Origin of the sequence: Streptomyces aidingensis, assembly GCF_900112355.1 — a bacterium.
GTDB classification, from domain to species: domain Bacteria; phylum Actinomycetota; class Actinomycetes; order Streptomycetales; family Streptomycetaceae; genus Streptomyces; species Streptomyces aidingensis.
The window spans coordinates 335,646-357,932 of sequence record NZ_FOLM01000003.1 but is presented as its reverse complement, the minus strand read 5'-3'; the positions used below and the strand labels follow the sequence as shown (position 1 = coordinate 357,932).

Sequence of the window (22,287 nt, the reverse complement as noted above, 5' to 3'; positions counted from 1 at the left end):
CGGAGCACGACGCCCGCCCGCACGGCAGGGGGTCGCCGGACACACCGGGCCCGCCGCAGATGCGCTCGACCAGATGCGCGTACACCGCCGTATCGAGTCCCATCACGGCGATGACCCCGTACTCGCTCGCTACCGGGGACTTTTTTGCGAAGTACGCGGCGGGACAACGCTGGTGGTCAGTGCACCTGGCCGGCGGCGGCGGTGAATGCCGGGAGGTAGCCGTAGGTGTGGCCCTCGGCCGTGGGGTGGATGTCGGAGTCGCTGATCCATGGGTCCGCGGTGCAGATCTCGTGGCCGGCGAAGGCGGTGCGGCCGTCGGCGAAGGTGAAGCCGGCCGCCAGGGCGCGGTCGGCGATGGTGTCGTTCAGCAGGTCCGAGCCGTCGTTGAGCAGGGAGCGCTTGGTGGCCGAGAGCCCGCCCCAGCACCAGCCGCCCTCCTTGTACAGATACGGGTAGCCCATCACCACCACCTGGGCGTGGGGAGCGGCGGCCCGGATCTCCGCGTAGAGCGCGTCGAGCCGGGCGGGGAGTTCGTTGCGGACGAAGTCGGCGGCCTCGTCCAGGGCCCGGCGGCAGCTCGTGGTGGTGAACAGCCGGCAACTGATCATGGTGGAGGCGAAGCCGGAGTCGTTGCCGCCGATGCTGATGCTGACCAGGGTGGTGGACTCGCCCAGTGCGGAGAGCTGGTCCTCCCGCACATCGGGGATGACCGCCCCGCCGCAGGCCGCGAAGGTGAAGGACGCCGGGGCGTTGACCCGGGCCCACTGCGCCGGATAGGCGTTCTCGCTCCGCGTGCAGGCCAGGTCGGAATAGTCGCCCGCGCCGGAGCCGGAGGCGTAGGAATCGCCCAGCGCCACGTAATTCTCGGCAGTCTCGGCGGTCACGGCGGTCTCGGCGGCCTCGGCGGTCACGGCGTCCGCCGAGGCGGCGGTCGTCCGGGTGGGCAGCGCCAGCAGACCGGCGGTCAGCACGGCGGTGAGCAGGGCTCGGGACGTACGCATGGCAGCCTCCGTCGGATGAGGATGACAGGTGGGGGTGGCAGCTGCGGACACCGCGGCGGACGCGGTGCCGCGGCGTTCACCTTCACCCAGGTGACGCCGGACGGCATCGGCCATACCACCGGCGGCAGGGCACCACCCGCAGGAGTGCAGATCCCTACTCCGGTCGGGGGTGACCGTGGATCAGGGCGGGACCGGGGACCGGCCGGGCGGATCCCGAGAATTTTTCGGCCCGCCCCGCCGCAGCCATTGACCGGGACATGACCGATTGCTACGTTGCAACAGCGCATGGGAGCGCTCCCAGAACCCCGGAAAACTTTCTTTCCTTGACGATTCCGTGATCGTGAATCGTTTCATCCCTCATCACTGGAGCCGCCCATGTCCGCGAGAAAACCACTCTCCCCGGCCCGTAAACGGGTCGCCCTGACGACGGCCGCACTGATGGTCGCCACGGCCCCCGCCCTGTGGCTGGTAGGCGGCTCCGCCTCGGGCGCCGAGGCGGGCTGCGACGTCACCTACACCACCAACGACTGGGGAGCCGGATTCACCGCGAACCTGGCCATCACCAACAGCGGCCCGCAGATCAGCTCCTGGGAGCTGGAGTGGGACTTCCCCTCCGGCCAGACGATCGACCACGGCTGGAACGCCGACTACGACCAGTCCGGCGCCCATGTCACCGCCACCAACGTCTCCTACAACGGCACCATCCCCACCGGCGGAACCGTCCAGATCGGCTTCAACGGCACCAACGCCGGCGGCACCGCCGGCACCAACCCCTCGGCCTTCACCCTCAACGGCGTCCCGTGCGGCGACACCGGCGGAACCACCACCGGCGGCACCTCCGGAACCACCACCGGAACCACCACCGGCGGAGACACCGGGGGCGACACCGGCGGGGACACCGGCGGGGACACCGGCGGCTCCACCGGCGGGGACACCGGCGGCTCCACCGGCGGGAACGAGGAGCCGCCGGAGGGCGCCAAGCAGATGGAGGACCTCAACCGGGGCCTGGTCTCGGTGCGTTCGGGTTCGGGCAACCTGGTCTCCTGGCGGCTGCTGGGCACCGAGGGCTACGACACCGCGTTCAACCTCTACCGCGGCGGCACCAAGGTGAACTCCTCGCCGATCACCGGCTCCACCAACTACCTGGACTCCGGCGCGCCGGCCGAGGCCGTCTACACGGTGCGTGCGGTGGTGGACGGCGCGGAGCAGGGCGCCTCCGAGAGCTCACTGCGTTTCACCGGCGGGAACTACCTGGATGTGCCGCTGTCCTCCCCCGGCTCCGGCTACACCCCGGTGGAGGCCGCGCCCGGTGATCTGGACGGCGACGGGCAGTACGAACTGGTGGTCAAGTGGGACCCGGACAACGCCAAGGACAACTCCCAGTCCGGGGTCACCGGCAACGTCTACATCGACGCCTACCGGCTGAACGGTCAGCGGCTGTGGCGCATCGACCTGGGCCGCAACATCCGCGCCGGGGCCCACTACACCCAGTTCCAGGTCTATGACTACGACGGCGACGGCCGGGCCGAGGTCGCCATGAAGACCGCCGACGCCACCCGCGACGGCCAGGGCAACGTGATCGGCAACGCAAACGCCGACCACCGCAACTCCTCCGGCTACATCCTGTCCGGCCCGGAGTTCCTGACCATGTTCGACGGCCTCACCGGTGCCGCGCTGTCCACGGTCAACTACGACCCCCCGCGCGGCAATGTCTCCTCCTGGGGCGACAACTACGGCAACCGGGTGGACCGTTTCCTGGCCGGCACCGCCTACCTCGACGGCGAGCGGCCCTCCCTGATCATGGCCCGCGGCTACTACACCCGCGCCGTCATCGCGGCCTGGGACTTCCGCAACGGGCAACTGGTCAAGCGCTGGACCTTCGACTCCAACTCCTCCGGCAACGGTTCCGCCTACGGCCAGGGCAACCACCAGCTCTCCGTCGCCGATGTGGACGGCGACGGACGGCAGGAGATCGTCTACGGCTCCGCCACCATCGACGACAACGGCAGCCTGATGTACACCACCGGCTTCGGCCACGGCGACGCCCTGCACGTCGGCGACTTCGTGCCGGGCCGCCCCGGCCTGGAGGTCTTCACCATCCACGAGCCCAGCAACCAGCCCGGCGCCGACCTGCACGACGCCCGCACCGGGCAGGTCATCTTCCGCACCCCCACCAGCGGTGAGGAAGGCCCCGGCCGGGGCGTGGCGGGCGACATCCACGCCGGCAGCCCGGGCGCCGAGTACTGGGGCTCCGGCCCCAACATGGGGTACCTGCGCAACTCGTCCGGCTCCGACATCGGCCGCCGCCCCTCCTCGGCCAACTTCCTGGCCTGGTGGGACGGCGACCCGGTCCGTGAGCTGCTGGACGGCACCCGGATCGACAAGTACGGCACCGGCGGTGACACCCGCCTGCTCACCGGCAGCGGCGTCGCCTCCAGCAACGGCACCAAGTCCACCCCCGTGCTGTCCGGCGACATCCTCGGCGACTGGCGCGAGGAAGTGATCTGGCGCCACACCGGCAACAACGCCCTGCGGATCTACGCCACCACCCACACCACCGACCTCAAACTCCACACCCTGGCCCACGACGCCCAGTACCGCGTGGCCCTGGCCTGGCAGAACACCGCCTACAACCAGCCGCCGCATCCCGGCTTCTTCCTCGGCAGCGGCATGGCCACCCCGCCCCGCCCCAACGTCTATCTCCGCTGAGCCCCGGAACCGGGAGACGGCAGCACGCTGACATCAAACGGCCCCGCTCCTCCGACCGGCAGGAGCGGGGCCGCACATCCAGCAAGTGGACGGGCCGCACCGGGGCCGGCTGTCCCCGGGTCATCCCAGGGCGGCGACCGCCCGGGGCCACGGGTAGGCGGCGCCGTTGCCCTGCTTGGGCGGATGAGGCTGGTAGCCGTCCGGGCCGTCGAGGACTCGCACTCCCTGCTCCCGCAGCGTGGCCAGCGCCCGAGCGACGGCCGGCTGGGCGCCGAGCGCGGTGGACCAGAAGGGCATGACGAACACCGGCACACCGAGGTGCACGGCCTCGGCCGGGATGCCCAGCGCGACGGTATCGGTGATGCCGGCGGCCCACTTGCAGGCGCTGGTGGTGGTCAGCGGCGCCACCAGCATGGCGTCAGCCTTGGGCAGCCCACCGGACTCCCCGGGCTTGGTGTACCGGTGCCGAACTGGGTGCCCGGTCAGCTTCTCCAGCTCACCCAGGCGGCCTTCCCACCATGAGGCTGCGGTCGGGGTGAGGACCAAGCAGGTGTCCCACCCGGCGGCCTGTGCGGCCAGCACGCCGCGCTCGACGAATTGCGCCGGGCCAGCGCCGCAAGCGATGAGGTACAGGACCCGGCTCACGGCCGCACCCCGCACCGCTCGGCCAGACCGCGTAGGTCCGCGCCCGGGGAAGGCACCAGCTCCAGCAGATCCTGCACCAGCCGGGCGACGGACGGCCGGCGGACCTCTTCGGGGGCGAGTTGCTCGGCTTCGAGGAGGCGTTGGGTAGCGTCGTCGCGGCGGCGCGTCAAGGCTGAAGCGCGTGCATCGGTGACCAGGTGCCGGGCCCGGCGCTCCCGGCCCATGCCGGCCAGTGCTGCGGGCTCGATCCGGCGGGCGGCCTCCACCGCCGCCCACGCGTCATCGAGACGCAGCAGCACGTCAACCTCGTGCAGGGCGACGTTCGTGGGGCCGAAGCCGGTGAAGTCCGCGTCGTCGTCGCCCTGCCGCTGGGCGACCTCGGCGGCCTCGCGGAGCCGCTCCGTGGCCTGGGCTACCGCGGCGGGGGACCGTCCGGTGCCGGTTGTCCCGACCGCAGCGACCAGGTACAGCATGCCGAGGGTGGACAGGCCGACCGGGCCGCCGCGTTCAAGGTCCTCGCGCAGCGCGGAGGCCGATGCGGTGGCGTACTGGGCGGCCGCCGTATGCCGCTTCTGGTGTATCAGGCCGCGGGCGACGCGGCGGGCGGCGGCGCCGATCGCAACCGGGTCTCCGGAGGTCTCCGCGGCCGCGAGGGCCCGGTCGGCGGCGACCGCACCGGGCACCCGCGCGGGTTCGCTGTACTTGAACAGCAGCGACGCGGTGAGCTGGTAGGCGCGGGACAGCAGCGCCGCGGCCTCCGCGCTTCCGCTGGCTGCCGCAGTGTGTGCGTCGGCGAGCACTGCGGGCAGGTCGCGGGCGGCGGCGCTGTAGTGGCAGGAGGCCCACGCCTGGCAGCAGAACATCACTCGCCGTCGCAGCGCGGGCAGCGGCACCGGGGCGCGGTCGGCCGGGGTGAGGGTGTGGCGGGTGTGGAGGGAGTCCGCGAGGGCAGCGACGTCCGGCGGCATGCCGGGAGGGGCCGTTTGTGTGGGTGCGGGGTCGGTCACGAGGCGTTCCAGGGGGATGCGCAGGATGTCGGCGGCCCGCTGGAGCACGGACAGCCGGGGATCGGTCTGCCGCTGCCCGCCTTCCAGGTCCTGCACCCACCGCCGGGATTGGCCCATGAGGCGTCCGAAGTCGGCTTGGGTGAGTCCGCGGTGTTCGCGCCAGTAGGCGATGCGGCGGCCGACGCCAGTGTCCATGGCTGCTCCCCTCCACAAGGCACGCACTTTGCGTGCCCACGTCCTGGTGTACTGCCCCTACCGTCCGGGGGGTACGCAGACGCCGCGAAAGGTACACAGCGATGTCATGGGATTGGCCGGAGGGTACGCCGCTGCACCAGATGCTGCCCATTCCCCCGGTAGGCGGCGAGCAGGAAGCGGCCGCCGGCGACGGTGGTCCCGTCGGCGAGACCGAGGAGGCGGAGCGGTGAGCAGCGCGCAGCCGTGCATCCACTGCCACCAGGTCACCGGGCGGCCCGTCATGGTCGCGAGCGTGGAGCAGAACAGCGGCGCGGGCTGGGCCGGGTACGCCTGCCCGCCGTGCGCCCGCCACTACCGCACCGCCGGGGACCTCGCCGCAGCCCTCGCCGGGCACCGGCAGGTGTGCAGCCACTGCCACCTCACCGGCGCCGACTGCCCGACCGCGGCCGCGCTCCGCGAGGCGCACGAACACGCCGCGGCGGCCGGGGCCGAGCGGTGAGCAGCACCGTCCTCGCCCCGGCCTGCGCCACTGCGGACCAGGTAGGGGCGCCGGAGATGCACCGCTGGTGCCACGGCACCTACGCCATGACCATCCCCGCCTCCGGCCCGGTACCCGTCGCCCGGCAACGCTGCGACTGCGTATGCCACACGTCGCCCACGGCCGGTACCGGCGCGGGCCGCACCCCGGACGGCTGAGGAGCACCCCCGCCACCCGGACAGCGGCGCTCCACGGGGGCGAGCGTTGGCCGGGGGTTTGCCGCGCGTTCCGGTGCCGGTGCCTGGTACGGGGGATTGTGCGGACATGCTGCCGACTGTCTGTCCGAGGCATCGAAGTGCAGGGAGGTCGGTATGGCATCGGCACAGGGGTCCGGGAGGACGGTCGGCAGGCGGGCGGTGCTGCGCGGGGCGACGGTGGCGTCGGCCGCGCTGGCGCTGCCGGCCGCGGCGGGCGGCATCGCGCCAGCGCAGGCGTTCTCCGGGCGGCCGTCGGCGGCCTGGGGCGTGCAGGCCGGGGATGTGACCACCAACTCCGGGCTGGTGTGGGTGCGGTCGGACCGGCCGGCCCGGATGATCGTGGAGACCTCGGCGAGCGAGTCGTTCCGCAACGCGCGCCGCTGGACCGGCCCGCTGCTGGGGCCGGACACCGACGGCACCGGCACCGTCTCGCTGTGCGGTCTGCCGCCCGGCCGGCAGATCCACTACCGGGTGACGCTGGCCGACCCGGACGACTACCGGCGCCGCGGCGAGCCGGTGACCGGCACCTTCCGTACCGCGCCGGTCCGCCGCCGGGACGGCGCCCGGTTCGTCTGGTCCGGTGATCTGGCCGGGCAGGGCTGGGGGATCAACTCCGGACTCGGCGGCTACCGGATCTTCGCCGAGATGCAGCAGCGGGACCCGGACTTCTTCCTCTTCAGCGGCGACACCGTGTACGCGGACGGGCCGCTGGCCGAGACGGTCACCCTGCCGGACGGCCGGACCTGGCGGAATGTGACCACGCCGGAGAAGAGCAAGGTCGCCGAGACGCTGGACGAGTTCCGGGGCAACTTCCGCTACAACCTGCTGGACGAGAACTTCCGGCGGTTCAACGCCCAGGTGCCGTCGATCGTGCAGTGGGACGACCACGAGGTCACCAACAACTGGTATCCGGGAGAGGTGCTCGCCGACCCCCGCTACACCGAGACCTCGGTGGATGTGCTGGTCTCCCGGGCCCGCCGGGCGTTCTCCGAGTACTACCCGGTCTCCACGCTGCGGCCCGGGCGGAAGCAGGGCCGGATGTACCGGGTGGTGCGCCACGGTCCGCTGCTGGACGTGTTCGTCATCGACATGCGCACCTACCGCAACGCCAACTCGGCCAACCGGCAGACCGAGGACCCGCAGGGCATCCTGGGCGAGGAGCAGTTGCGCTGGCTCAAGCACGAGCTGGCCCGGTCGCGGGCGGTGTGGAAGGTGATCGCCTCCGACATGCCGCTGGGCCTGGTGGTGGGCGACGGCGCGAACTACGAGGCGGTGGCCAACGCCGATCCGGGCGCGCCGCTGGGCCGGGAGCTCCAGATCGCGGAGCTGCTGCGGTTCATCAAGCACCGGCGGATCACCGGCACGGTCTGGCTGACCGCGGATGTGCACTACACCTCCGCGCAGCACTATCAGCCGTCCCGCGCGGCCTTCGGGGACTTCGAGCCGTTCTGGGAGTTCGTCACCGGCCCGCTGAACGCGGGTTCCTTCCCGGCCAACGCGCTGGACGGCACGTTCGGCCCGGAGCGGGTGTTCGTCAAGGCGCCGGACCGGGCCAATGTCTCCCCGGCCGAGGGCTTCCAGTTCTTCGGCGAGGCGGAGATCGACGGGGACAGCGGGGAGCTGACGGTCAGCCTGCGCGAGCTGGGCGGTGGTGTGCTGTTCTCCAGGACGCTCCAGCCGGGCCGGGTCGGTCAGTGAGAGAGTGACGGGGAACGGTGGCCGGGGCCGGTGGCCCGGGCCACCGGCCCCGCCCCGGCCCGCCCCGCCGGGCAGCGGACCGGCGGCCCGGATGATCCGACGGCTGTCGGATGACCTCGCTGAGCTGTCCATGTCACGGTGTCCGCATGCGTTATCCGCTGGATCCCGAACTGGCCGCGGCACTGGCCATGATGCCCGAGGTGGACATCACCGATGTGGCCGCGGCCCGGGCCGCCCAGGCCGCCGAACTGGCCGTCCAGGTCGCCGCGGCGGACACCACCGGGGTGGAGGTGTCCGAGGTGGACACCGGCGAGGTGACGCTGCGCGTCTACCGGCCGACCCGGATGCCGGGGCCGCTGCCGGCGTTCTTCCGCATCCACGGCGGCGGTTTCGTGCTGGGTTCACCCGACGCGGACCACGACACCAATCTGGACCTGTGCCGGCGGCTGCCCGCCGTGGTCGTCTCCCCCGCCTACCGGCTGGCCCCCGAACACCCCTATCCGGCCGGGCTGGAGGACTGCTTCGCCGGACTGTGCTGGCTCGCCAAGCACGCCGACTCACTCGGGGTGCGGCCGGAGCGGATCGCGGTCGGCGGGGACAGCGCGGGCGGCTGCCTGGCCACGGCGGTCGCCATGCTGGTCCGGGACCGGGGCGGGGCGGACATCTGCTTCCAGTACCTGGACAGCCCGTCGCTGGACGACCGGCTGGCCACACCCAGCGCCCGGCGCTTCCACGACACGCCGGTGTGGAACCGCTGCAACGGGCGGCTGAGCTGGGCCGCCTATCTGGGCTGCGGGGTGCCCGGCACCGACCGGGTGCCGGTGACGGCCGCGCCCGGACGGGCCGCCCCCGAGGAGCTGGCAGGGCTGCCGCCGGCCTATGTGGCGGTGATGGAGTTCGACCCGCTGCGGGACGAGGGCATCGACTACGCCCGCGGCCTGCTGACCGCGGGGGTGCCCACCGAACTGCATCTGTTCCCTGGGACGTTCCACGGCGCGGCCATGGTCCGGCACGCCGCCGTGGTGCAGCGGATCACGGCGGAAACGGTCACCGTGCTCCGCCGGGCGCTGGACTGGTGAGACCGGTGCGCCCGGCCGTCGCCGCCGTCGCCGCTGCCGACGCCGTGCCGCTGCCCGGCCCGGGGGCCGGGCGGGCATGCGGGGCGGCCGTGCCGGGCGGGCGCGCGCCGGTGCCGTCCCTCCCGTCGTCCGTCCCGTCGTCCCGCTTACCGTCGTCTCCCGGCGGCCCGGGAAGCCGGTCGGCGGGCGGCTCATGCTCGGCGTCTTCGGCACCACTGCCGGGGGCGCCGGTCCGACGCTCGTCGGCCGCGTCGGGCGCGCGGCCGACGAGCTCCCCGCCGGCACGGCCGGACCGGCCGACGGGCGTCCTGATGCCGGGGCCGCCGCCGACCGCGTCCCCGGCGGCGGCGTCCGGCGCGGAGCGCGCCCGGGCGGCGGCGTCCGGACCGGCCGACGTGTCCCCGTCCCCCGGGCGGCCGAAGACCGCGGGGGCCTGTGCCGCCCCGGGGCCGGGGATACCTCCGGAGCCGCGGAGATCCCAGGAGTCTCCCCACTCCCCCGCGTCTCCGGACAGCCCGCCGCCCTCGCCGCTCTCCCCCGCCGCGGCGAGGCGGCGGGCGTACAGCGCCAGCTGGGCGCGGAAGCGGTCCCCGGGATCGCGCAGCCGCAGGCCCATCGCCTTCTCCACATGGCTCAGCCGGGCCGCCACCGAACTGTGGTGCAGATGGAGCTCGGCCGCCGCCAGCCGCAGCGAGCCGGTGCGGCAGAACGCGGCCAGCGCCGCGAGCTGCAGCCTGCCGCCCTCCGCCGCGGCCAGTCCGGCCAGGGCGACGGCGTCCGGCAGCCGGCGCAGCCGGGCGGGCGGGATCTCGGCCAGCAGCGTCACCGCGCCCAGCTCGTCATGGCCGGCCACCGCGTCGTCCGGCAGCCCGGCGGTGGTGAACCGCAGGGCCACCCGGGCCTGCTCCCACGAGACGTGCGCGCGCAGCCCGCCGGTCGCCGCGCCGACGCCGACCCGTACCGACTCCCGGGCCACCGCGCGGAGTTCCGCGACCGGTGAGGCCGCCGCGGTGCCGTGCTGCACCAGCGCGACCCCGAGCGTGCCGACCCGGGCCACCCGGACCGTGCCCGGCACTGCGCTGCGCCCGAGCAGAGCCAGTGCCGCCACGTCCGGTTCGTGGACCTCGTCCGTCATCACGACGACGCGCAGCGGGAGTTCGGGCGCCAGGCCGAGGAGCCGCAGGGCACGGGCCCGGTCGGCCATGGCCTCGCGCCGGGAGAGCGCCAGCTCGACCAGGGCCGGGTCGGCGACCATCGAGGGCTGTTCCATGGTGCGGGCGGCGATGGCCAGCCATTCCAGCACCAGTTCGTCGAGGGGACGTTCGGCACCGGGCCGCTCCAGCCATACGTGACCGGCCGGACGCAGCGGGACGCGGCCGGAGACCCGCTCCGCGGGACCGCTGAGGGCGACACCGTCCGGGCCGCAGCGGAAGGTCCGCCCGTCCGCGAGTTCCAGCCCGGCCGGGCATTCGGCCAGGCCGGCGGTGGACCGGACCAGGGCGGCCGGAGTGACGCGGCCGTCCAGCAGTGCCTGGAAGTGCGCGATCACACGCACCGCGGCAGCCGCGTCCGCATCGATCGACGACAAGCGCAGCAGCAAGCCCTTCACACCCGAGAGTCTAGAAAGGACAGGTCCATGTCCAACAGAGCCGCACGCCGGGTACCTCCACTGCTCGGGGCGTTGCTGGCCGGAGTGCTGCCCGTGCTGGCCGCGCTGCTGGTCAGCGCGCCGAGCGCGCAGGCGGCACAGCTCACCGAGGTGACCGGCTTCGGCAACAACCCGTCGAACAACCGGATGTATCTGTATGTGCCGGACCAGGTGCGGCAGCCGGCGCCGGTGCTGCTGGCGCTGCACTACTGCACCGGCACCGGCCCGGCCTTCCACTCGGGGACCGAGTTCGCCCGCCTGGCCGACCAGCACGGATTCATCGTGATCTACCCGTCCGCCAACCGTGACGGCGGATGCTGGGACGTCTCCTCGCCGCAGGCGCTGACCCGCGGCGGCGGCAGCGACCCGGTGGGACTGAAATCGATGATCGACTACGTCCACAGCAACTACGACACCGACCCCGGACGGGTGTTTGTCACCGGCGCCTCGTCCGGCGCCATGATGACCAACGTCATGCTGGGCAACTACCCGGACGTGTTCGCCGCCGGAGCCTCCTACATGGGTGTGCCGTTCGGCTGCTTCGCCACCACGGACGGGTCGAGCTGGAACAGCCAGTGCGCCCAGGGGCAGCGCAATCTGACCCCGCAGCAGTGGGGTGACATGGTGCGGGGCGCCCACCCGGGCTACAGCGGCGCCCGGCCCCGGATGCAGATCTGGCACGGGACGAACGACGACACCCTGCGCTACCCGAACTTCCAGGAGCAGATCGACCAGTGGACCAATGTGCACGGTGTCGGCCTGACGCCGTCGTACAGCGACTCCCCGCAGTCGGGCTGGACCCGGACCCGGTACGGCGGCTCGGGCACCATGGCCCCGGTCGAGGCGATCAGCCTCCAGGGCGTGGGCCACTCGCTGCCGCAGAACGGCATGGCGCAGCGCACCATCCAGTTCTTCGGCCTCGACCAGACCGGCGGCACCACCGGCGGGACCACCGGCGGCACCAGCACCGGAACGACGAACGGCGGGACCAGCACGGGCACCACCAACGGCGGCACCAGCACCGGGACCGCCAACGGCGGCACCACCGGAGGGAATCCGGGCTCCGGCTGCCGGGTCACCTACGCCACCAACACCTGGAACAGCGGCCTGGTCGCCAACATCACCATCACCAACACCGGTACCAGCGCGATCAGCGGCTGGTCGCTGGCGTTCACCCTGCCCGGCGGACAGAACATCATCTCCGGCTGGAACGCCGGCTACAGCCCGGGCAGCGGGGCCGTCACGGCCACCAACGCCGCCTGGAACGCCAACATCGCCCCGGGAGGCAGCGTGAACATCGGCTTCCAGGCCACCCACAGCGGCAACTCCGGCAACCCGTCCTCCTTCGCCCTCAACGGCACGGCCTGCGCCCTGAGCTGAGCGGGAGCACGGTCGGCCGTGCTGCCGCCCCGCCGTGCGCCGTCCGCGTTCCCGCCGCGGGCGGCTCACGGCGCCCACTCCGGTGCGGCGTCCAGGTAGCGGCCCAGCAGCCGCGGCCGGCCGTCCCGGATCCGGTGCAGAAAGAGCCCGGCCGAGAAGTCGAAGGCCCGGGTGGAGGGGTCGAAGGCGATCTGCCGGGTGATGCCCCGGTGGGTGGTGCGCCGCAGCCGCCGGCGCAGGGTCTCCCTGGGGTCGCCGCCGGCGGGCAGCCCGGCGATCCCCCGGGCCAGGAAGTTCACCGCGTCGTACGCCTCGGCCGCGAACCGCGGCACCGGTCCGTCGCCGTGCCGCTCCCGGTAGGCGGCGGTGAACGCCTCGGCACCGGGGTGGCCGGCCGGATCGGTGTAGCCGGTGGCGATCACCCAGCCCTCGGCGTCCGGGCCCGCCGCGGCCGTGAACCGGCCGTCGCCCAGCACCGGCTCCACGGCCAGCCGGGGACCGGTGTGGCCGGCCCCGGCCAGGGCCCGGGCGCAGTCCGCGGCGCGGTCCGGGGAATCGCCCAGCAGCACCACGGCCTCGGCCCCGTCCGCCCGTACGGTGCCGGCCAGCGCCGCGAAGCCGGCCTCGCCGCCGGCCTCGGCCGGGTACACGGTGATCTCGGCGTCCGCGGGCGGGGTGACGACCAGGGAGGGCGCCATCCTGCGCAGCTCGGGGTCGGCGGTGGTGTCCTCGATCACCGCGATCCGGGTGGCGGGCTCGGCCAGGGACAGATAGGCGATCAGCGCGGGCGAGTACTGGTCCCCGGCAGGGCGCAGGGAGAACCAGACGGAGTAGGTGACCGAGGAGATGTCGGCGACCGCCACCGACACGGCGGCCAGCGGCAGCACCGCCTCCTGGTAGCCGGGCAGGGCGGCCAGCGCGGCGGCGTCGGTGGTGGGGCCGACGACGGCGAGGGCCGGCTCGGCGGTGTCGGTGAAATGCGCGGCGGCGGCTGCCGCGAGCTCCGGGTCGCCCCGGTCGTCGTAGACCTCCAGGGCCAGATCGAAGGCCCGGTCCGGGCGGCTGTTGTGGTCCTCGACCGCGAGCAGGGCGCCGCGCTGCTGCGCGGTGCCGTCGGTGCCGGCCGCGCCGGTGAGGTCGGCGTGCAGGCCGATCACCCGGCGCGGCCGGTCGCCGGCGCCGGTGGGGGTGCCGGACGGCGTGCCGCCGGGGGCGGCGGAACCACCGGAGCCGCCGGAGCCGCCGGAGCCGCCGGAGCCGCCGGGGCCGTCGAGGGCGGCGAGGGCGGCGGCTCCGCCGCCGAGCACCACCACGCCCGCCGCGCCCAGTCCGGCCAGCAGCCGGCGGCGCGAGGGCGGCGCGGCGCCGCCCGGCCCGGGGACGGCGGCGGCCTCGCCGACCTCGGTGCGCTCCGGCACCGGCAGCTCCAGCGCCCGCGCGGAGCGCTCGGCGATCAGCCGGGGCAGCCCGGGCGGCAGCCAGGCACCGGCGTCGTCCGCGGCATCCTCTGCGGCATGGTGGGCGGCATCGTCCGCGGCGAGGCGGCGTCCGACGTCGGCGGCGGTCGGGCGCCGGGCCGGGTCCTTGGCCAGGCAGTCCCGCAGCAGCGGCAGCAGCGCGGCGTCCGCCCCGGCCAGATCCGGTTCGCCGTGCACCGTGCGGTAGAGCACCGTGGAGGCGTTGCCGGTGCCGAACGGGCGGCGGCCGGTAGCGGCGTGCGCCAGCACGCAGCCCAGCGAGAAGACGTCGCTGGCCGGGCCGATCTCGTCCGGCCGGGCCCGGGCCTGCTCCGGGGACAGATAGCCGGGCGAGCCGACCACCGTGCCGGTGACGGTCAGCGGGGTGGCCCCGGCCGGACGGGCGATGCCGAAATCGATCAGCCGCGGGCCGTCCAGCGCCAGCAGCACGTTCCCGGGCTTGACATCGCGGTGCACCAGTCCTGCCGTGTGCACCTGCGCCAGCGCCTCGGCCAGTCGCCGGCCCAGCACGCGGACGGTGCGCTCCGGCAGAGGGCCATGGCCGGCGAGCACCTCGGCCAGCGCGGGCGCCGGGACGAAGGCGGTGGCCAGCCACGGCTCGGGGGCCTGCGGGTCGGCGGCGGTGACCGGGACCAGCCAGCGGCCCCGCAGCCGGGCGGCGAGTTCGGCCTCCCGGCGGAACCGGCGGCGGAAGCCGGGCTCGTCGGCGAACTCGCTGCGCACCACCTTCAGGGCCACCAGGGCACCGCCGGGCGAGCGGGCCAGATAGACCACACCCATGCCGCCGGCACCCAGCCGCCGCAGCAGCCGGTGGCCGCCCAGCCAGACCGGATCGGAGGGCCTCAGATCTTCCATCGCGCCTCCTCACACCGGTGCGGCAGGGCGGTCATGGCGGCGGGGCCGCCGCTCAGGCCGGTGCCGCGGCCGGGCCGAGGAACGTGAAGCCGCCGTTCTCCACCCGGTACAGGAAGGTGCCCTCGCCCGCGAAGGACCCGTCCGGGGAGAAGGCATAGCTCTTGGCGATGCCCTCCAGGGTCGCCTCGCGCAGCATCGGGGCCAGCTCCGCCCGGTCCGGCGGTCCGCCGGGGGCGGAGCCGAGCGCCCGCACGACCAGCGTGGCCGCGTCGTAGGCCTCCGCCGCCCAGGGTCCGGGCTCCTCCCCGTGGGCCTTGCGGTGGGCCGCGACAAAGTCCCCGGCCGCCGGCAGCGCCACCGGATCGGTGAACGACGACACCAGCGTCCAGCCCTCGGCGGCCTCGCCGGCCCGCTCCGGGAAGACCGGGTCGAGCACCGGCTGGATGCCGTACCGGGGGCCGGTGAAGCCGGCGGCGGCCAGTTCCCGGGCGACGGCGGCGGCCCCGTCGGCCGGTCCGGCGTAGACCAGGGCGTCGATGCCGGCCGCCAGCATCTCGGCGACCACCGTGCCGTAGCCCTCGTTGTCCAGCACACCGGGCGGCACCACCCGGGGGTGGGTGACGCCGCCGCTGTCCCGCACCAGGGTGTGCACCAGGGAGGCGGTCACCTGGCTCTGGATGCCCAGGGCGCGGTCCTGGAGCACGCCGGGATAGCCCGGTGCCGGGGAGCCCAGCAGCAGGGTGGCCAGCGGCACGGACAGATAGATGTCACTGGGCCGGGTACGGACCAGCACCAGGCTCTCCTCCAGCACCAGCGCCTCGGCGGCCAGGGTGTCCCGGCCGGGCGAGACCGCCACCATGGCGAGCTGCGCCTCCTCGTAGCGCGGCAGTGCGGTGAGCGCGGTGGCGTCGTGGGTGGGCCCGATCACGGCCAGCACGGCCGGGTCCCCGGCGAGCCGGGCGGCGGCCTCGGCGGCGCGCTGCGGATCGCCGCCGTCGTCCTCCACCACCAGGGAGAGGGTGAAGGGGGCGTCGGGGCGGGCGTTGAACTCCTCCACCGCCAGCCGGACGCCGCGCTCCTGTGCCTGTCCGGCGGCCCGGCCGGGGCCGGAGAGGTCGGCATGCACGGCGATCCGGGGGCCGCCGGAGCCGCTGCCGCCGGCCGCCGGGTCCGGGCCGCCGTCGCCGTTCCCGGCCCCGTCGCTGTTGCCGTCGCCGCTGCCGGAGAGCGCCCACAGCGCGCCCGCGCCGCCCGCCAGGGCCACCGCGCCGCCCGCGGCCAGGGTGAGCAGCCGGCGGCGGCCGGGCCGGGCCGGGCCGGCGGGGGTGCCGATCTCGGTGGGCTCGATGTCCGGCAGGGCGAGCAGTTCGGCCGCGCGGACCGCCATCAGCCGCACCACGTCGTCGGGCAGCCAGGACACGCTGCCGTCCGGCACGTCCTCGGTGATCTCCGCGTCCAGCGCCTCGGGGGCGGGCCGGGCGGCCGGGTCCTTGGCCAGGCAGCGGCGCAGCAGCGCGGCCAGCGGCGCGTGCTCCGCGCCGTCCAGTCCGGACAGGTCGGGCTCGTCGTGCACGGTGCGGTAGAGCAGGGCGTCGGGGGTGCCGGTGCCGAACGGCGGGCGCCCGGTGGCGGCGTAGGCGAGCAGGCAGCCGAGGGAGAAGACATCGGCCGCCGGGCCGGTCGCCCCGGTGCGGCCCTCGGCCTGCTCCGGGGCGAGGAAGCCGGGGGTGCCCAGCACCATTCCCTCACCGGTGAGGGTGGTGGCGCCCTCGGCGGGGCGGGCGATGCCGAAGTCGATCAGCCGGGGGCCGTCCGGGCCGAGCAGCACGTTCTGCGGCTTGACGTCCCGGTGCACCAGCCCGGCCGCGTGCACGGCGGTCAGCGCCCGGGCCAGCATCCGGGCCAGGATCAGCACGGCGCGCGGCGGCAGCGGGCCGCAGCGGGTGACCGCCTCGGCCAGCGAGGGGCCCGGTACGAAGGCGGTGGCCATCCAGGGGCGGGGCGCCTCGGTGTCGGCGCCGGTGACCGGCACCGCCCAGGCGCTGGTCACCCGGCGGGCGTGCTGCACCTCGCGCCGGAAGCGGGCCCGGAACTCCGGGTCGTCCGCGAGGTCGGCCTGGATCATCTTGACCGCGGCCAGCGCGCCGGCCCCGGTGCGGCCCAGGTAGACCACGCCCATGCCGCCGGCGCCCAGCCTGCCCAGCAGCCGGTGGCCGCCCAGCGCCGAGGGGTCCGCCGGGCGCAGTGGCTCGGTCACGCGTCGTCCTCCCCGCCGCCGGTGGCGGCCTCTTCCGCGCCGAGTTCCGCCTCCAGCCGGGTGGTGGTGTCCACCAGGGCGTTCAGCGGCCCTTCGGTCACCTCCTCCTGGGTGCGTCCGGCGCCGCCCTTGGCGGAGAAGGCGACGGTGACCGGCCCGATCCTGATGCGGAACCAGTGGTACGGGTAGGGCCCGGCGGCGTCCGGGTAGAACTCGCCGAACTCCTGGAGCGCGTCCTCGGTGGTCCGGTTGCCCAGGGTGCCCCGCTCCTGGCCCATGGAGGTCAGGCCCCGCACCCACTCGTTCTGGCGCAACTGCTGCTCGGGGCAGCGCTGGGCGTCCTCGATGGTGCGGGCCATCTCCCACTGGGCGCCGCGCACATCGCGGTGCACGGTGATCACCATGGCCGCCTGGACGGCGCCCCGGCCGTCCGCGGCGGGCAGCTCGGTGTAGCGGGTGAGGCTGGCCAGCACGCCGTCCGGCACCGGCGCGCGCCGCCAGACGCAGTCCTCGCCCAGTACCGCCCACTCGCCGGGGTCGTCCTCGGCGGGGTCGCGGACCACATAGCCGGGGCCGAAGTTCTCCGGGGCCGGGGCCACCCGGTCCACCAGGCCGGCCGCCTCGGCGGCGGTGGCCGGTGCCTTGGCCGGGTCCAGGACGAAGTCGTATGCGCCGTCGGCCCCGGGCCCGCCGCCCCCGGTTTCCTCCGGTTCCGGTTCCGGTTCGGACTCCGCGGCGGGCGATTCCGGGTCCGCCGGGGCCCCGTCGTCCGCGCCTGCGGTGCAGGCGGCGGTCAGCAGCAGGGACAGCGCAACGGCCGCCACGGCCCGGGGCCGTAACCGTCCGCCGGCTCTGCGGAATGTCATCATGCCCCCCGTTTCGGCATGCCGCGGGTCCGGACCGTGCGGCCAGTGTACGTTCGCGGCCCGGAAGTTGACACCGGTCGCAGAGGACTCCCGGGGATTGCCCGGCCGGCGGCCGGCCGGCGGGAGGAAGCAGGCCACCGGGGAACACCCGTTCGGCCGCGGCCGGGGGTGCGGAGAAGATCCGGCAACCGCACGGGAGCGGCCACGGCCCGCCCCGGCCGCCGCCGTTTCCGGCCCGGGCCTCGCACGTTCAGCCGCCCCTAGCCCGCCCGTTCGGGTCGCGCCGTCGCCCGAACGGCCCAGCACGGCAGGACAGCGGGCGCGCCGGGGCCCAGTGTGGAGGTCACGACGAGGTACACCACCCGACGAGGTAAACACCCGGTTCGGGGAGCGGGCAGCCCGGCCCGGCCGACGCGGGTCCGGGCCCTAGGGAGGTGCCGCATGCCTCAGGTGCGGGTCCATGTGACCATGCCGTTGCCGGCCGAGGAGGTGTTCTCCTTCCTCGCCGACGCGCGCAATCTGCCCCGCTGGCACTCCGGCGTCCTGGAGGTGCTGCCGCCGCCGGTGCCGTGCGCACCGGGCGGGGACCGGGACCACGGGAGCGGCGCCGCCGACCGCGCGTGCACCGACGCCGCCGCCGCGGATCCGGACCCCGGCGACATCTGGCTGTACCGGTTTCCCGGCCGCCACCGCCACCACCGGCTGGAGCGCTGCGTGTGCCGGCCCTGCGAGCGGGTCGGCTTCCTGGGGCAGCGGATGTGGACCCCGCTGGGCACCCAGGTACCGCGCTACGACTTCCGCCTCGGGCCGCACCGGACCGGCTGCCGGGTGGAGGTGCAGGTGACCTCCTGGCTGACCGGGGGCCTGCTGCTGTTCTGGCCCGTGGTGACGATGGCCTGGCGGCGGGACCTGCCGGACGATGTCCAGCGCCTGTACGAGCTGCTGACCGGCAGCACCGACTCCGCCGACATCGGGCTGGAGCCCGCGGACGGGCGGATCACCCGGCAGCCCCGCCGCTTCCCGCCGCTTCCCCGGCGCCGTTTCCGTCTGCCTGCCGCCCACGGCTGACCCCCGGCCGCGGGGCGGGCGGCGCGGCACCCTGCGCCGGCCGGACGGGCAGCCCCCAGGCCCCGCGCACCTCGTCGATCAGCGGCCGGGTGCTGTGCGGGGACACCGCGAGTTCCCCGCGTGCCTCCGCCAGCAGCTGGAAACCGTCCCGGTACCCGGCCGCGGCGCGGCGGCGGTCGAACCCCGGCAGGCCGAAGATCTCCAGCAGGGTGAGCGAGAAATAGGTGTAGGCGGAGGCCTCGTCCAGCAGCGCCGAGGCGGTCTCGGAGCCGGACTGCGCCGGTGCCGTCCGCAGGGCGAAGTCCCCCAGGGCCCGGCGCACGTCGGAGACCGTGCCGGCACCGGCCGGTGCCCCCAGCAGCGCCGTGAGGTTGCGCAGGGAGAGCAGCACCGCGCTGTTCTCCCGGCTCCACCGCTCGTTGCCCAGCAGGGTGCGGAAGCCGGAGAGGGTCTCGAACAGTTCTTCGGTGATCAGCTGCCGGGCGATGTCGGTGAGCTCGACGGACTTGGTCCGGTCCTGCATCTCCAGCATCCGGCGGCTGTAGCGGATCAGGTCCCGGGGCAGGCCGCCGGAGAGGGTGTGTGCCAGCAGCACATAGGGCTCGGACAGCCCGGGGGCGCGCTTGGCCAGCACCTCCTTGGACTCGCCCAGCCGGCAGGGGTACACATGGGCGACATCGTCCAGGGAGCTGTCGGTGACATCCCGGTGCGGCAGGCCCCGGCGCACGAAGGCGGCCCCCACGTCCTCGGCGACCGAGATCAGGTAGTGCACCCGGGGCACGCCGAGGATCGCCTTGATCTCGCCGAGGAACGCCAGCGCCTGGGCGGAGCTGCCCAGCCGGTCCACCTCGTCGATGGCGATCAGCACCCGCCGGCCCCGGTGGTGCAGGTCCTCCGCGATCCGGGTGAGCAGATCACGGAAGTCGGCGACCACCTCCGGATAGGCCGGCGGCACCGTGGAGAAGGACGCCGCCTCGGACGCGGACAGGCCAAGCAGCTGCGGCGCGGCTCCGCCCAGTGTCGTGGTGCGGCTCTGCACCGTCTTCAGCCGGTAGATCATGGCGCGGCACTCGGTGACCAGCTCCGGCTCCGCGGGCGACGGCCGCCACACGCTCAGCCGGATCAGCACCGCGCCCAGGACCAGGGCCATCAGCCGGAGCGGATTCTCCGGGTCGGCCAGCGCCGCCCGGGCCGGCTCGCTGCCGACCCCGGCGACAGCCGACACCACCACCAGCACCACCAGAATCATGACGGCGTCGTCATCGTCCATGAGGGCGTTCAGGCGCCGCACAACGGCCTTCAGCGTGCCGTCCCGGCGCCGCACCCGGGCCAGCCAGGCCACCGCGACGCTCCAGGCGACGAGGACCAGGACGAAGCCGGCCACCTCCACCGTGCTGCCGGCCCGGGCCGCGTGGTGCCGGATCTCCGGATCGAGGACGACGGTGACCACCGCCACCGCCATCAGGGCCACACCCAGCAGGGCGGTCACCGCGCGGGCCAGCAGCACCACGCCGCGCACCGCCTCGGCGAAGCCGCCCGCGAACCAGACCGCCAGTCCGGCCAGGGTGACGAGCAGCGCCGCCCCGGCGCTGCCGCCCTCCCAGGTGCGGGTCAGCCACTCCGAGGTCCAGTCCAGCGCCTGCGCGGTGCGGGACTCCACATCGGTACGCAGACCGAGCACCAGCGACCGGGCCGCCGCATAGGTGCCGAGCAGGACCAGCCCCGCCGCCGGCACGGCGAACAGCAGCGCCCGTGCCCGGCGCCGCAGCGGGCGCCGCACCCGGATCAGCAGCCGCCGCCAGGCCGGCAGCCGGGCGATGTCGGGCACCGCGTGCCCCTCCTTGCGGAGATAGCCCGCGCACAGCCGGACGAAGAGCGAGATCACGAACTCGTGCGGGGTGTAGCTGGCCGGTGCCTGCGCCACCACCGAGAAGTCCGCCTCCCGCGCGCAGTCCTCCAGCAGCGTGGTCTTGCCGGCGCCGCGCGGACCGCACACGGCGATGGTGCCGCCCTCGATCTGCTCGATCTTGCGCCGGAGCCGGCGCGACGCCTGACTGCTGACCACATAGGCCGGACCGCGGGGCGAGCGCAGCCCTTCATAGCTGTCGGGCAGCAGCAGGGAGTCCGGGTCGTCGCCGAGCAGTGCCTGCACCACCCGCTCGACCATGGGGCCGGTGCCGGACTTCTCCAGCTCCCGCGCCCACTTCTTGGCCAGCGCCGCCTGTTCGGTCTGCGCGGCCGACGCCCGCACCGTGAACGCCAGGGCCGCCACCAGATTGCCCACCCGGGCCCGGGAGGCGGGCCGCCATCCGACCGCACCGGCCGCCGCCACGGCCGGCGGCAGCAGCGCCAGGCGCTGTAACAGGCCCGCGCCGAAGACGGCCGACAGCACCGCCGCCACGGCCAGCAGCAGCAGCGCCGAGAGCCAGCGGTCCCAGACCCCGGCCGCCAGCCGGCGGCTCCTGAGCCGGAGCATGGCCCTCAGCCGGCGCCGGGCCGCACGGTACAGCCGCTGGGTGTCCGCGCAGGGGGCCAGCGCCCGTTCGGTGTTGGCCGCGGTCCGCATGGCCTCGCGCACCGCCGCGGCCGTCACCCCCGGCCGCTTCTCCAGCCGCCGGGCGATGTGCGGCGCGGCCAGGCACGTCTTCACCGAGGCGCGGTAGGTCTCTTCCTCCCGGCGGCTCATCCGGAGCCGCCCGGGCGGCCGGGCCTGCTGCTCCGGCGGGGTGTCGCTCACCGGCCCTCCAAGCGGTCCGGGACAGGGCTGTGCCGGAGGGGACGCGGCGACGGGCTGCGCAGTTCCGAGTGCACACCTCCGGTTCTGCCGCGTCCCGGCGGGCGGGGCCGGCCGGGCCCGGGACGGGACTTGTGGCCCCTGCCGGGCTGGGTACCCGGAGGCGGACGCTGACGGCAAGCGTCCGGCTTCCGAGGAGAGCCGGGCAGTCTGGGGAGCGGTCATGAGTGCCAGGAACGCCGGCAACGCCGGCAACGCCGGACCTGCGGAGAACGGGACGCCCCGGGTGCGCAGACGCACGTTCTGGCGCTGGCGGCGGAATCCGCTGCGGCGCCGCAGCGATCTGCTGGAGGCATGGCTGCGGCTGGGCCTGACCGTCTCGCTGGTGCTGGGTGTGGCCGTGTCCGGCGCGCTGACCGGGCTCGCGGTGCACCAGGACCTCACCGCCCTGCGCTACGAGCGGCACCAGGTGACCGCCGAGGTGCAGCCGGGCCCGGAGCAGCAGGACGACGCCGGGGACAGCGGTACCGACGGCGGCGCGGACCGCCCGGACACCGGGGACGCGCCGCGGACGGACGGCATCGCGGTGATCGAGTGGACCGCGCCGGAGGGCGGCACCCGAAGCCAGGAGACGCTGGTACCGGCGGACGCGGCGGCGGGCAGCGAGATCACGGTCTGGACCGACGACAGCGGCCGGCTGGTCGAGGAGCCGCCCACCCCCACCGAGACCGCGGTGCAGGCGCTGATCGCCGCGGCCTTCGTGGCGGGCTGCTGGGCGCTGGCGGTGCTGCTGGCGCGGCACGCGGCACTGGCCGCGCTCAACCGGCGGCGCGAACTGGAGTGGGAGTTCGAGTGGGCCAGCGTGGGCTCGCACTGGCAGACCGGCCCCAGCGGCCCCGAGCGCTGAGCCCGCCCGCCGTCCCCGGGCCGGG

Annotated in this window: 17 protein-coding genes; 9 read left to right on the top strand and 8 right to left on the bottom strand. The window is 74.8% G+C overall.

Features of this window, described 5'->3' with window-relative positions; genetic code table 11:
- Positions 1 to 176: 176 nt before the first annotated feature.
- Positions 177 to 1,001 carry an SGNH/GDSL hydrolase family protein gene (locus tag BM242_RS08725; RefSeq protein ID WP_093838116.1) on the bottom strand — a complete coding sequence of 275 codons (825 nt, stop codon included), beginning with the start codon at positions 999 to 1,001 and terminating at the stop codon, positions 177 to 179.
- A gap of 375 nt (positions 1,002 to 1,376) precedes the next feature.
- On the opposite strand from BM242_RS08725, the gene BM242_RS08720 reads away from it, so the two are divergent.
- Complete coding sequence (locus BM242_RS08720; RefSeq protein WP_107365100.1) at positions 1,377 to 3,710, top strand: rhamnogalacturonan lyase family protein; 2,334 nt, start codon at positions 1,377 to 1,379, stop codon at positions 3,708 to 3,710.
- Positions 3,711 to 3,830: 120 nt separating this feature from the next.
- Here the strand turns inward: BM242_RS08720 and BM242_RS08715 are convergent, their stop codons facing one another.
- Both BM242_RS08715 and BM242_RS08710 read right to left on the bottom strand, forming a co-directional pair.
- Entirely contained in the window at positions 3,831 to 4,355 is a 525-nt protein-coding gene (locus tag BM242_RS08715) for a flavoprotein (RefSeq protein ID WP_093838273.1), read from the bottom strand.
- Positions 4,352 to 5,557 carry a helix-turn-helix domain-containing protein gene (locus BM242_RS08710; RefSeq protein WP_093838115.1) on the bottom strand — a complete coding sequence of 402 codons (1,206 nt, stop codon included), beginning with the start codon at positions 5,555 to 5,557 and terminating at the stop codon, positions 4,352 to 4,354. Before BM242_RS08710 ends, BM242_RS08715 begins: the two co-directional genes overlap by 4 nt.
- Before the next feature lie 101 nt (positions 5,558 to 5,658).
- Between BM242_RS08710 and BM242_RS30760 the strand changes: the two genes are divergently transcribed.
- The 5 genes from BM242_RS30760 to BM242_RS08695 all read left to right on the top strand — a co-directional run bounded on the left by BM242_RS30760 (position 5,659) and on the right by BM242_RS08695 (position 9,069).
- On the top strand, positions 5,659 to 5,787 hold the full coding sequence (locus tag BM242_RS30760; protein ID WP_281254673.1) for a hypothetical protein: 129 nt from the start codon (positions 5,659 to 5,661) through the stop codon (positions 5,785 to 5,787).
- Positions 5,784 to 6,056: a hypothetical protein gene (locus BM242_RS08705; protein ID WP_093838114.1), complete on the top strand. Its 273-nt coding sequence runs from the start codon at positions 5,784 to 5,786 to the stop codon at positions 6,054 to 6,056. Before BM242_RS30760 ends, BM242_RS08705 begins: the two co-directional genes overlap by 4 nt.
- Positions 6,053 to 6,253 (top strand): hypothetical protein, encoded by a 201-nt coding sequence (locus BM242_RS28850; protein ID WP_139238294.1) that lies wholly within the window; start codon positions 6,053 to 6,055, stop codon positions 6,251 to 6,253. Before BM242_RS08705 ends, BM242_RS28850 begins: the two co-directional genes overlap by 4 nt.
- Positions 6,254 to 6,406: 153 nt before the next feature.
- On the top strand, positions 6,407 to 7,990 hold the full coding sequence (locus BM242_RS08700) for an alkaline phosphatase D family protein (protein WP_093838113.1): 1,584 nt from the start codon (positions 6,407 to 6,409) through the stop codon (positions 7,988 to 7,990).
- Between the two features lie 146 nt (positions 7,991 to 8,136).
- Entirely contained in the window at positions 8,137 to 9,069 is a 933-nt protein-coding gene (locus tag BM242_RS08695; RefSeq protein WP_093838112.1) for an alpha/beta hydrolase, read from the top strand.
- Here the strand turns inward: BM242_RS08695 and BM242_RS08690 are convergent.
- Positions 9,038 to 10,678 (bottom strand): PucR family transcriptional regulator, encoded by a 1,641-nt coding sequence (locus tag BM242_RS08690; RefSeq protein WP_093838111.1) that lies wholly within the window; start codon positions 10,676 to 10,678, stop codon positions 9,038 to 9,040. The two genes, BM242_RS08695 and BM242_RS08690, sit on opposite strands and share 32 nt — an antisense overlap.
- Positions 10,679 to 10,705: 27 nt before the next feature.
- Between BM242_RS08690 and BM242_RS08685 the strand changes: the two genes are divergently transcribed.
- Positions 10,706 to 12,097, top strand: coding sequence for an extracellular catalytic domain type 1 short-chain-length polyhydroxyalkanoate depolymerase (locus tag BM242_RS08685; protein ID WP_093838110.1), 1,392 nt, complete (start codon positions 10,706 to 10,708; stop codon positions 12,095 to 12,097).
- A 65-nt stretch (positions 12,098 to 12,162) separates the two neighbouring features.
- Here BM242_RS08685 and BM242_RS08680 read toward each other — a convergent pair whose 3' ends face one another.
- The 3 genes from BM242_RS08680 to BM242_RS29280 are packed head-to-tail and all read right to left on the bottom strand — an operon-like array spanning position 12,163 to position 17,511.
- Positions 12,163 to 14,430 carry a bifunctional serine/threonine-protein kinase/ABC transporter substrate-binding protein gene (locus tag BM242_RS08680; RefSeq protein WP_093838109.1) on the bottom strand — a complete coding sequence of 756 codons (2,268 nt, stop codon included), beginning with the start codon at positions 14,428 to 14,430 and terminating at the stop codon, positions 12,163 to 12,165.
- 52 nt (positions 14,431 to 14,482) lie between these two features.
- On the bottom strand, positions 14,483 to 16,687 hold the full coding sequence (locus tag BM242_RS08675; RefSeq protein WP_093838108.1) for a bifunctional serine/threonine-protein kinase/ABC transporter substrate-binding protein: 2,205 nt from the start codon (positions 16,685 to 16,687) through the stop codon (positions 14,483 to 14,485).
- A complete protein-coding gene (locus tag BM242_RS29280) occupies positions 16,684 to 17,511 on the bottom strand; it encodes a hypothetical protein (RefSeq protein WP_093838107.1) in 828 nt (275 codons plus the stop codon). The genes BM242_RS08675 and BM242_RS29280 overlap by 4 nt, the downstream gene beginning before the upstream one ends.
- Before the next feature lie 483 nt (positions 17,512 to 17,994).
- On the opposite strand from BM242_RS29280, the gene BM242_RS08665 reads away from it, so the two are divergent.
- Positions 17,995 to 18,621 carry an SRPBCC family protein gene (locus BM242_RS08665; protein ID WP_093838106.1) on the top strand — a complete coding sequence of 209 codons (627 nt, stop codon included), beginning with the start codon at positions 17,995 to 17,997 and terminating at the stop codon, positions 18,619 to 18,621.
- On the opposite strand, the gene BM242_RS08660 is transcribed toward BM242_RS08665, so the two are convergent.
- The gene (locus tag BM242_RS08660) at positions 18,551 to 21,358 is read right to left on the bottom strand and encodes a hypothetical protein (protein ID WP_093838105.1); all 2,808 of its coding nucleotides are present in this window, start codon (positions 21,356 to 21,358) and stop codon (positions 18,551 to 18,553) included. The two genes, BM242_RS08665 and BM242_RS08660, sit on opposite strands and share 71 nt — an antisense overlap.
- Positions 21,359 to 21,578: 220 nt before the next feature.
- On the opposite strand from BM242_RS08660, the gene BM242_RS08655 reads away from it, so the two are divergent.
- Complete coding sequence (locus tag BM242_RS08655) at positions 21,579 to 22,262, top strand: Rv1733c family protein (protein WP_093838104.1); 684 nt, start codon at positions 21,579 to 21,581, stop codon at positions 22,260 to 22,262.
- Positions 22,263 to 22,287: the final 25 nt, after the last annotated feature.

What these genes read in the sequence shown, in the direction of transcription:
- BM242_RS08655 (WP_093838104.1), top strand. Translation starts at nt 21,579, where the DNA reads ATGAGTGCCAGGAACGCCGGCAACGCCGGCAACGCCGGACCTGCGGAG.
- BM242_RS08720 (WP_107365100.1), top strand. Translation starts at nt 1,377, where the DNA reads ATGTCCGCGAGAAAACCACTCTCCCCGGCCCGTAAACGGGTCGCCCTG.
- BM242_RS08680 (WP_093838109.1), bottom strand. Translation starts at nt 14,430, where the DNA reads ATGGAAGATCTGAGGCCCTCCGATCCGGTCTGGCTGGGCGGCCACCGG.
- BM242_RS08685 (WP_093838110.1), top strand. Translation starts at nt 10,706, where the DNA reads ATGTCCAACAGAGCCGCACGCCGGGTACCTCCACTGCTCGGGGCGTTG.
- BM242_RS08710 (WP_093838115.1), bottom strand. Translation starts at nt 5,557, where the DNA reads ATGGACACTGGCGTCGGCCGCCGCATCGCCTACTGGCGCGAACACCGC.
- BM242_RS08725 (WP_093838116.1), bottom strand. Translation starts at nt 1,001, where the DNA reads ATGCGTACGTCCCGAGCCCTGCTCACCGCCGTGCTGACCGCCGGTCTG.
- BM242_RS08700 (WP_093838113.1), top strand. Translation starts at nt 6,407, where the DNA reads ATGGCATCGGCACAGGGGTCCGGGAGGACGGTCGGCAGGCGGGCGGTG.
- BM242_RS08665 (WP_093838106.1), top strand. Translation starts at nt 17,995, where the DNA reads ATGCCTCAGGTGCGGGTCCATGTGACCATGCCGTTGCCGGCCGAGGAG.
- BM242_RS08695 (WP_093838112.1), top strand. Translation starts at nt 8,137, where the DNA reads ATGCGTTATCCGCTGGATCCCGAACTGGCCGCGGCACTGGCCATGATG.
- BM242_RS30760 (WP_281254673.1), top strand. Translation starts at nt 5,659, where the DNA reads ATGTCATGGGATTGGCCGGAGGGTACGCCGCTGCACCAGATGCTGCCC.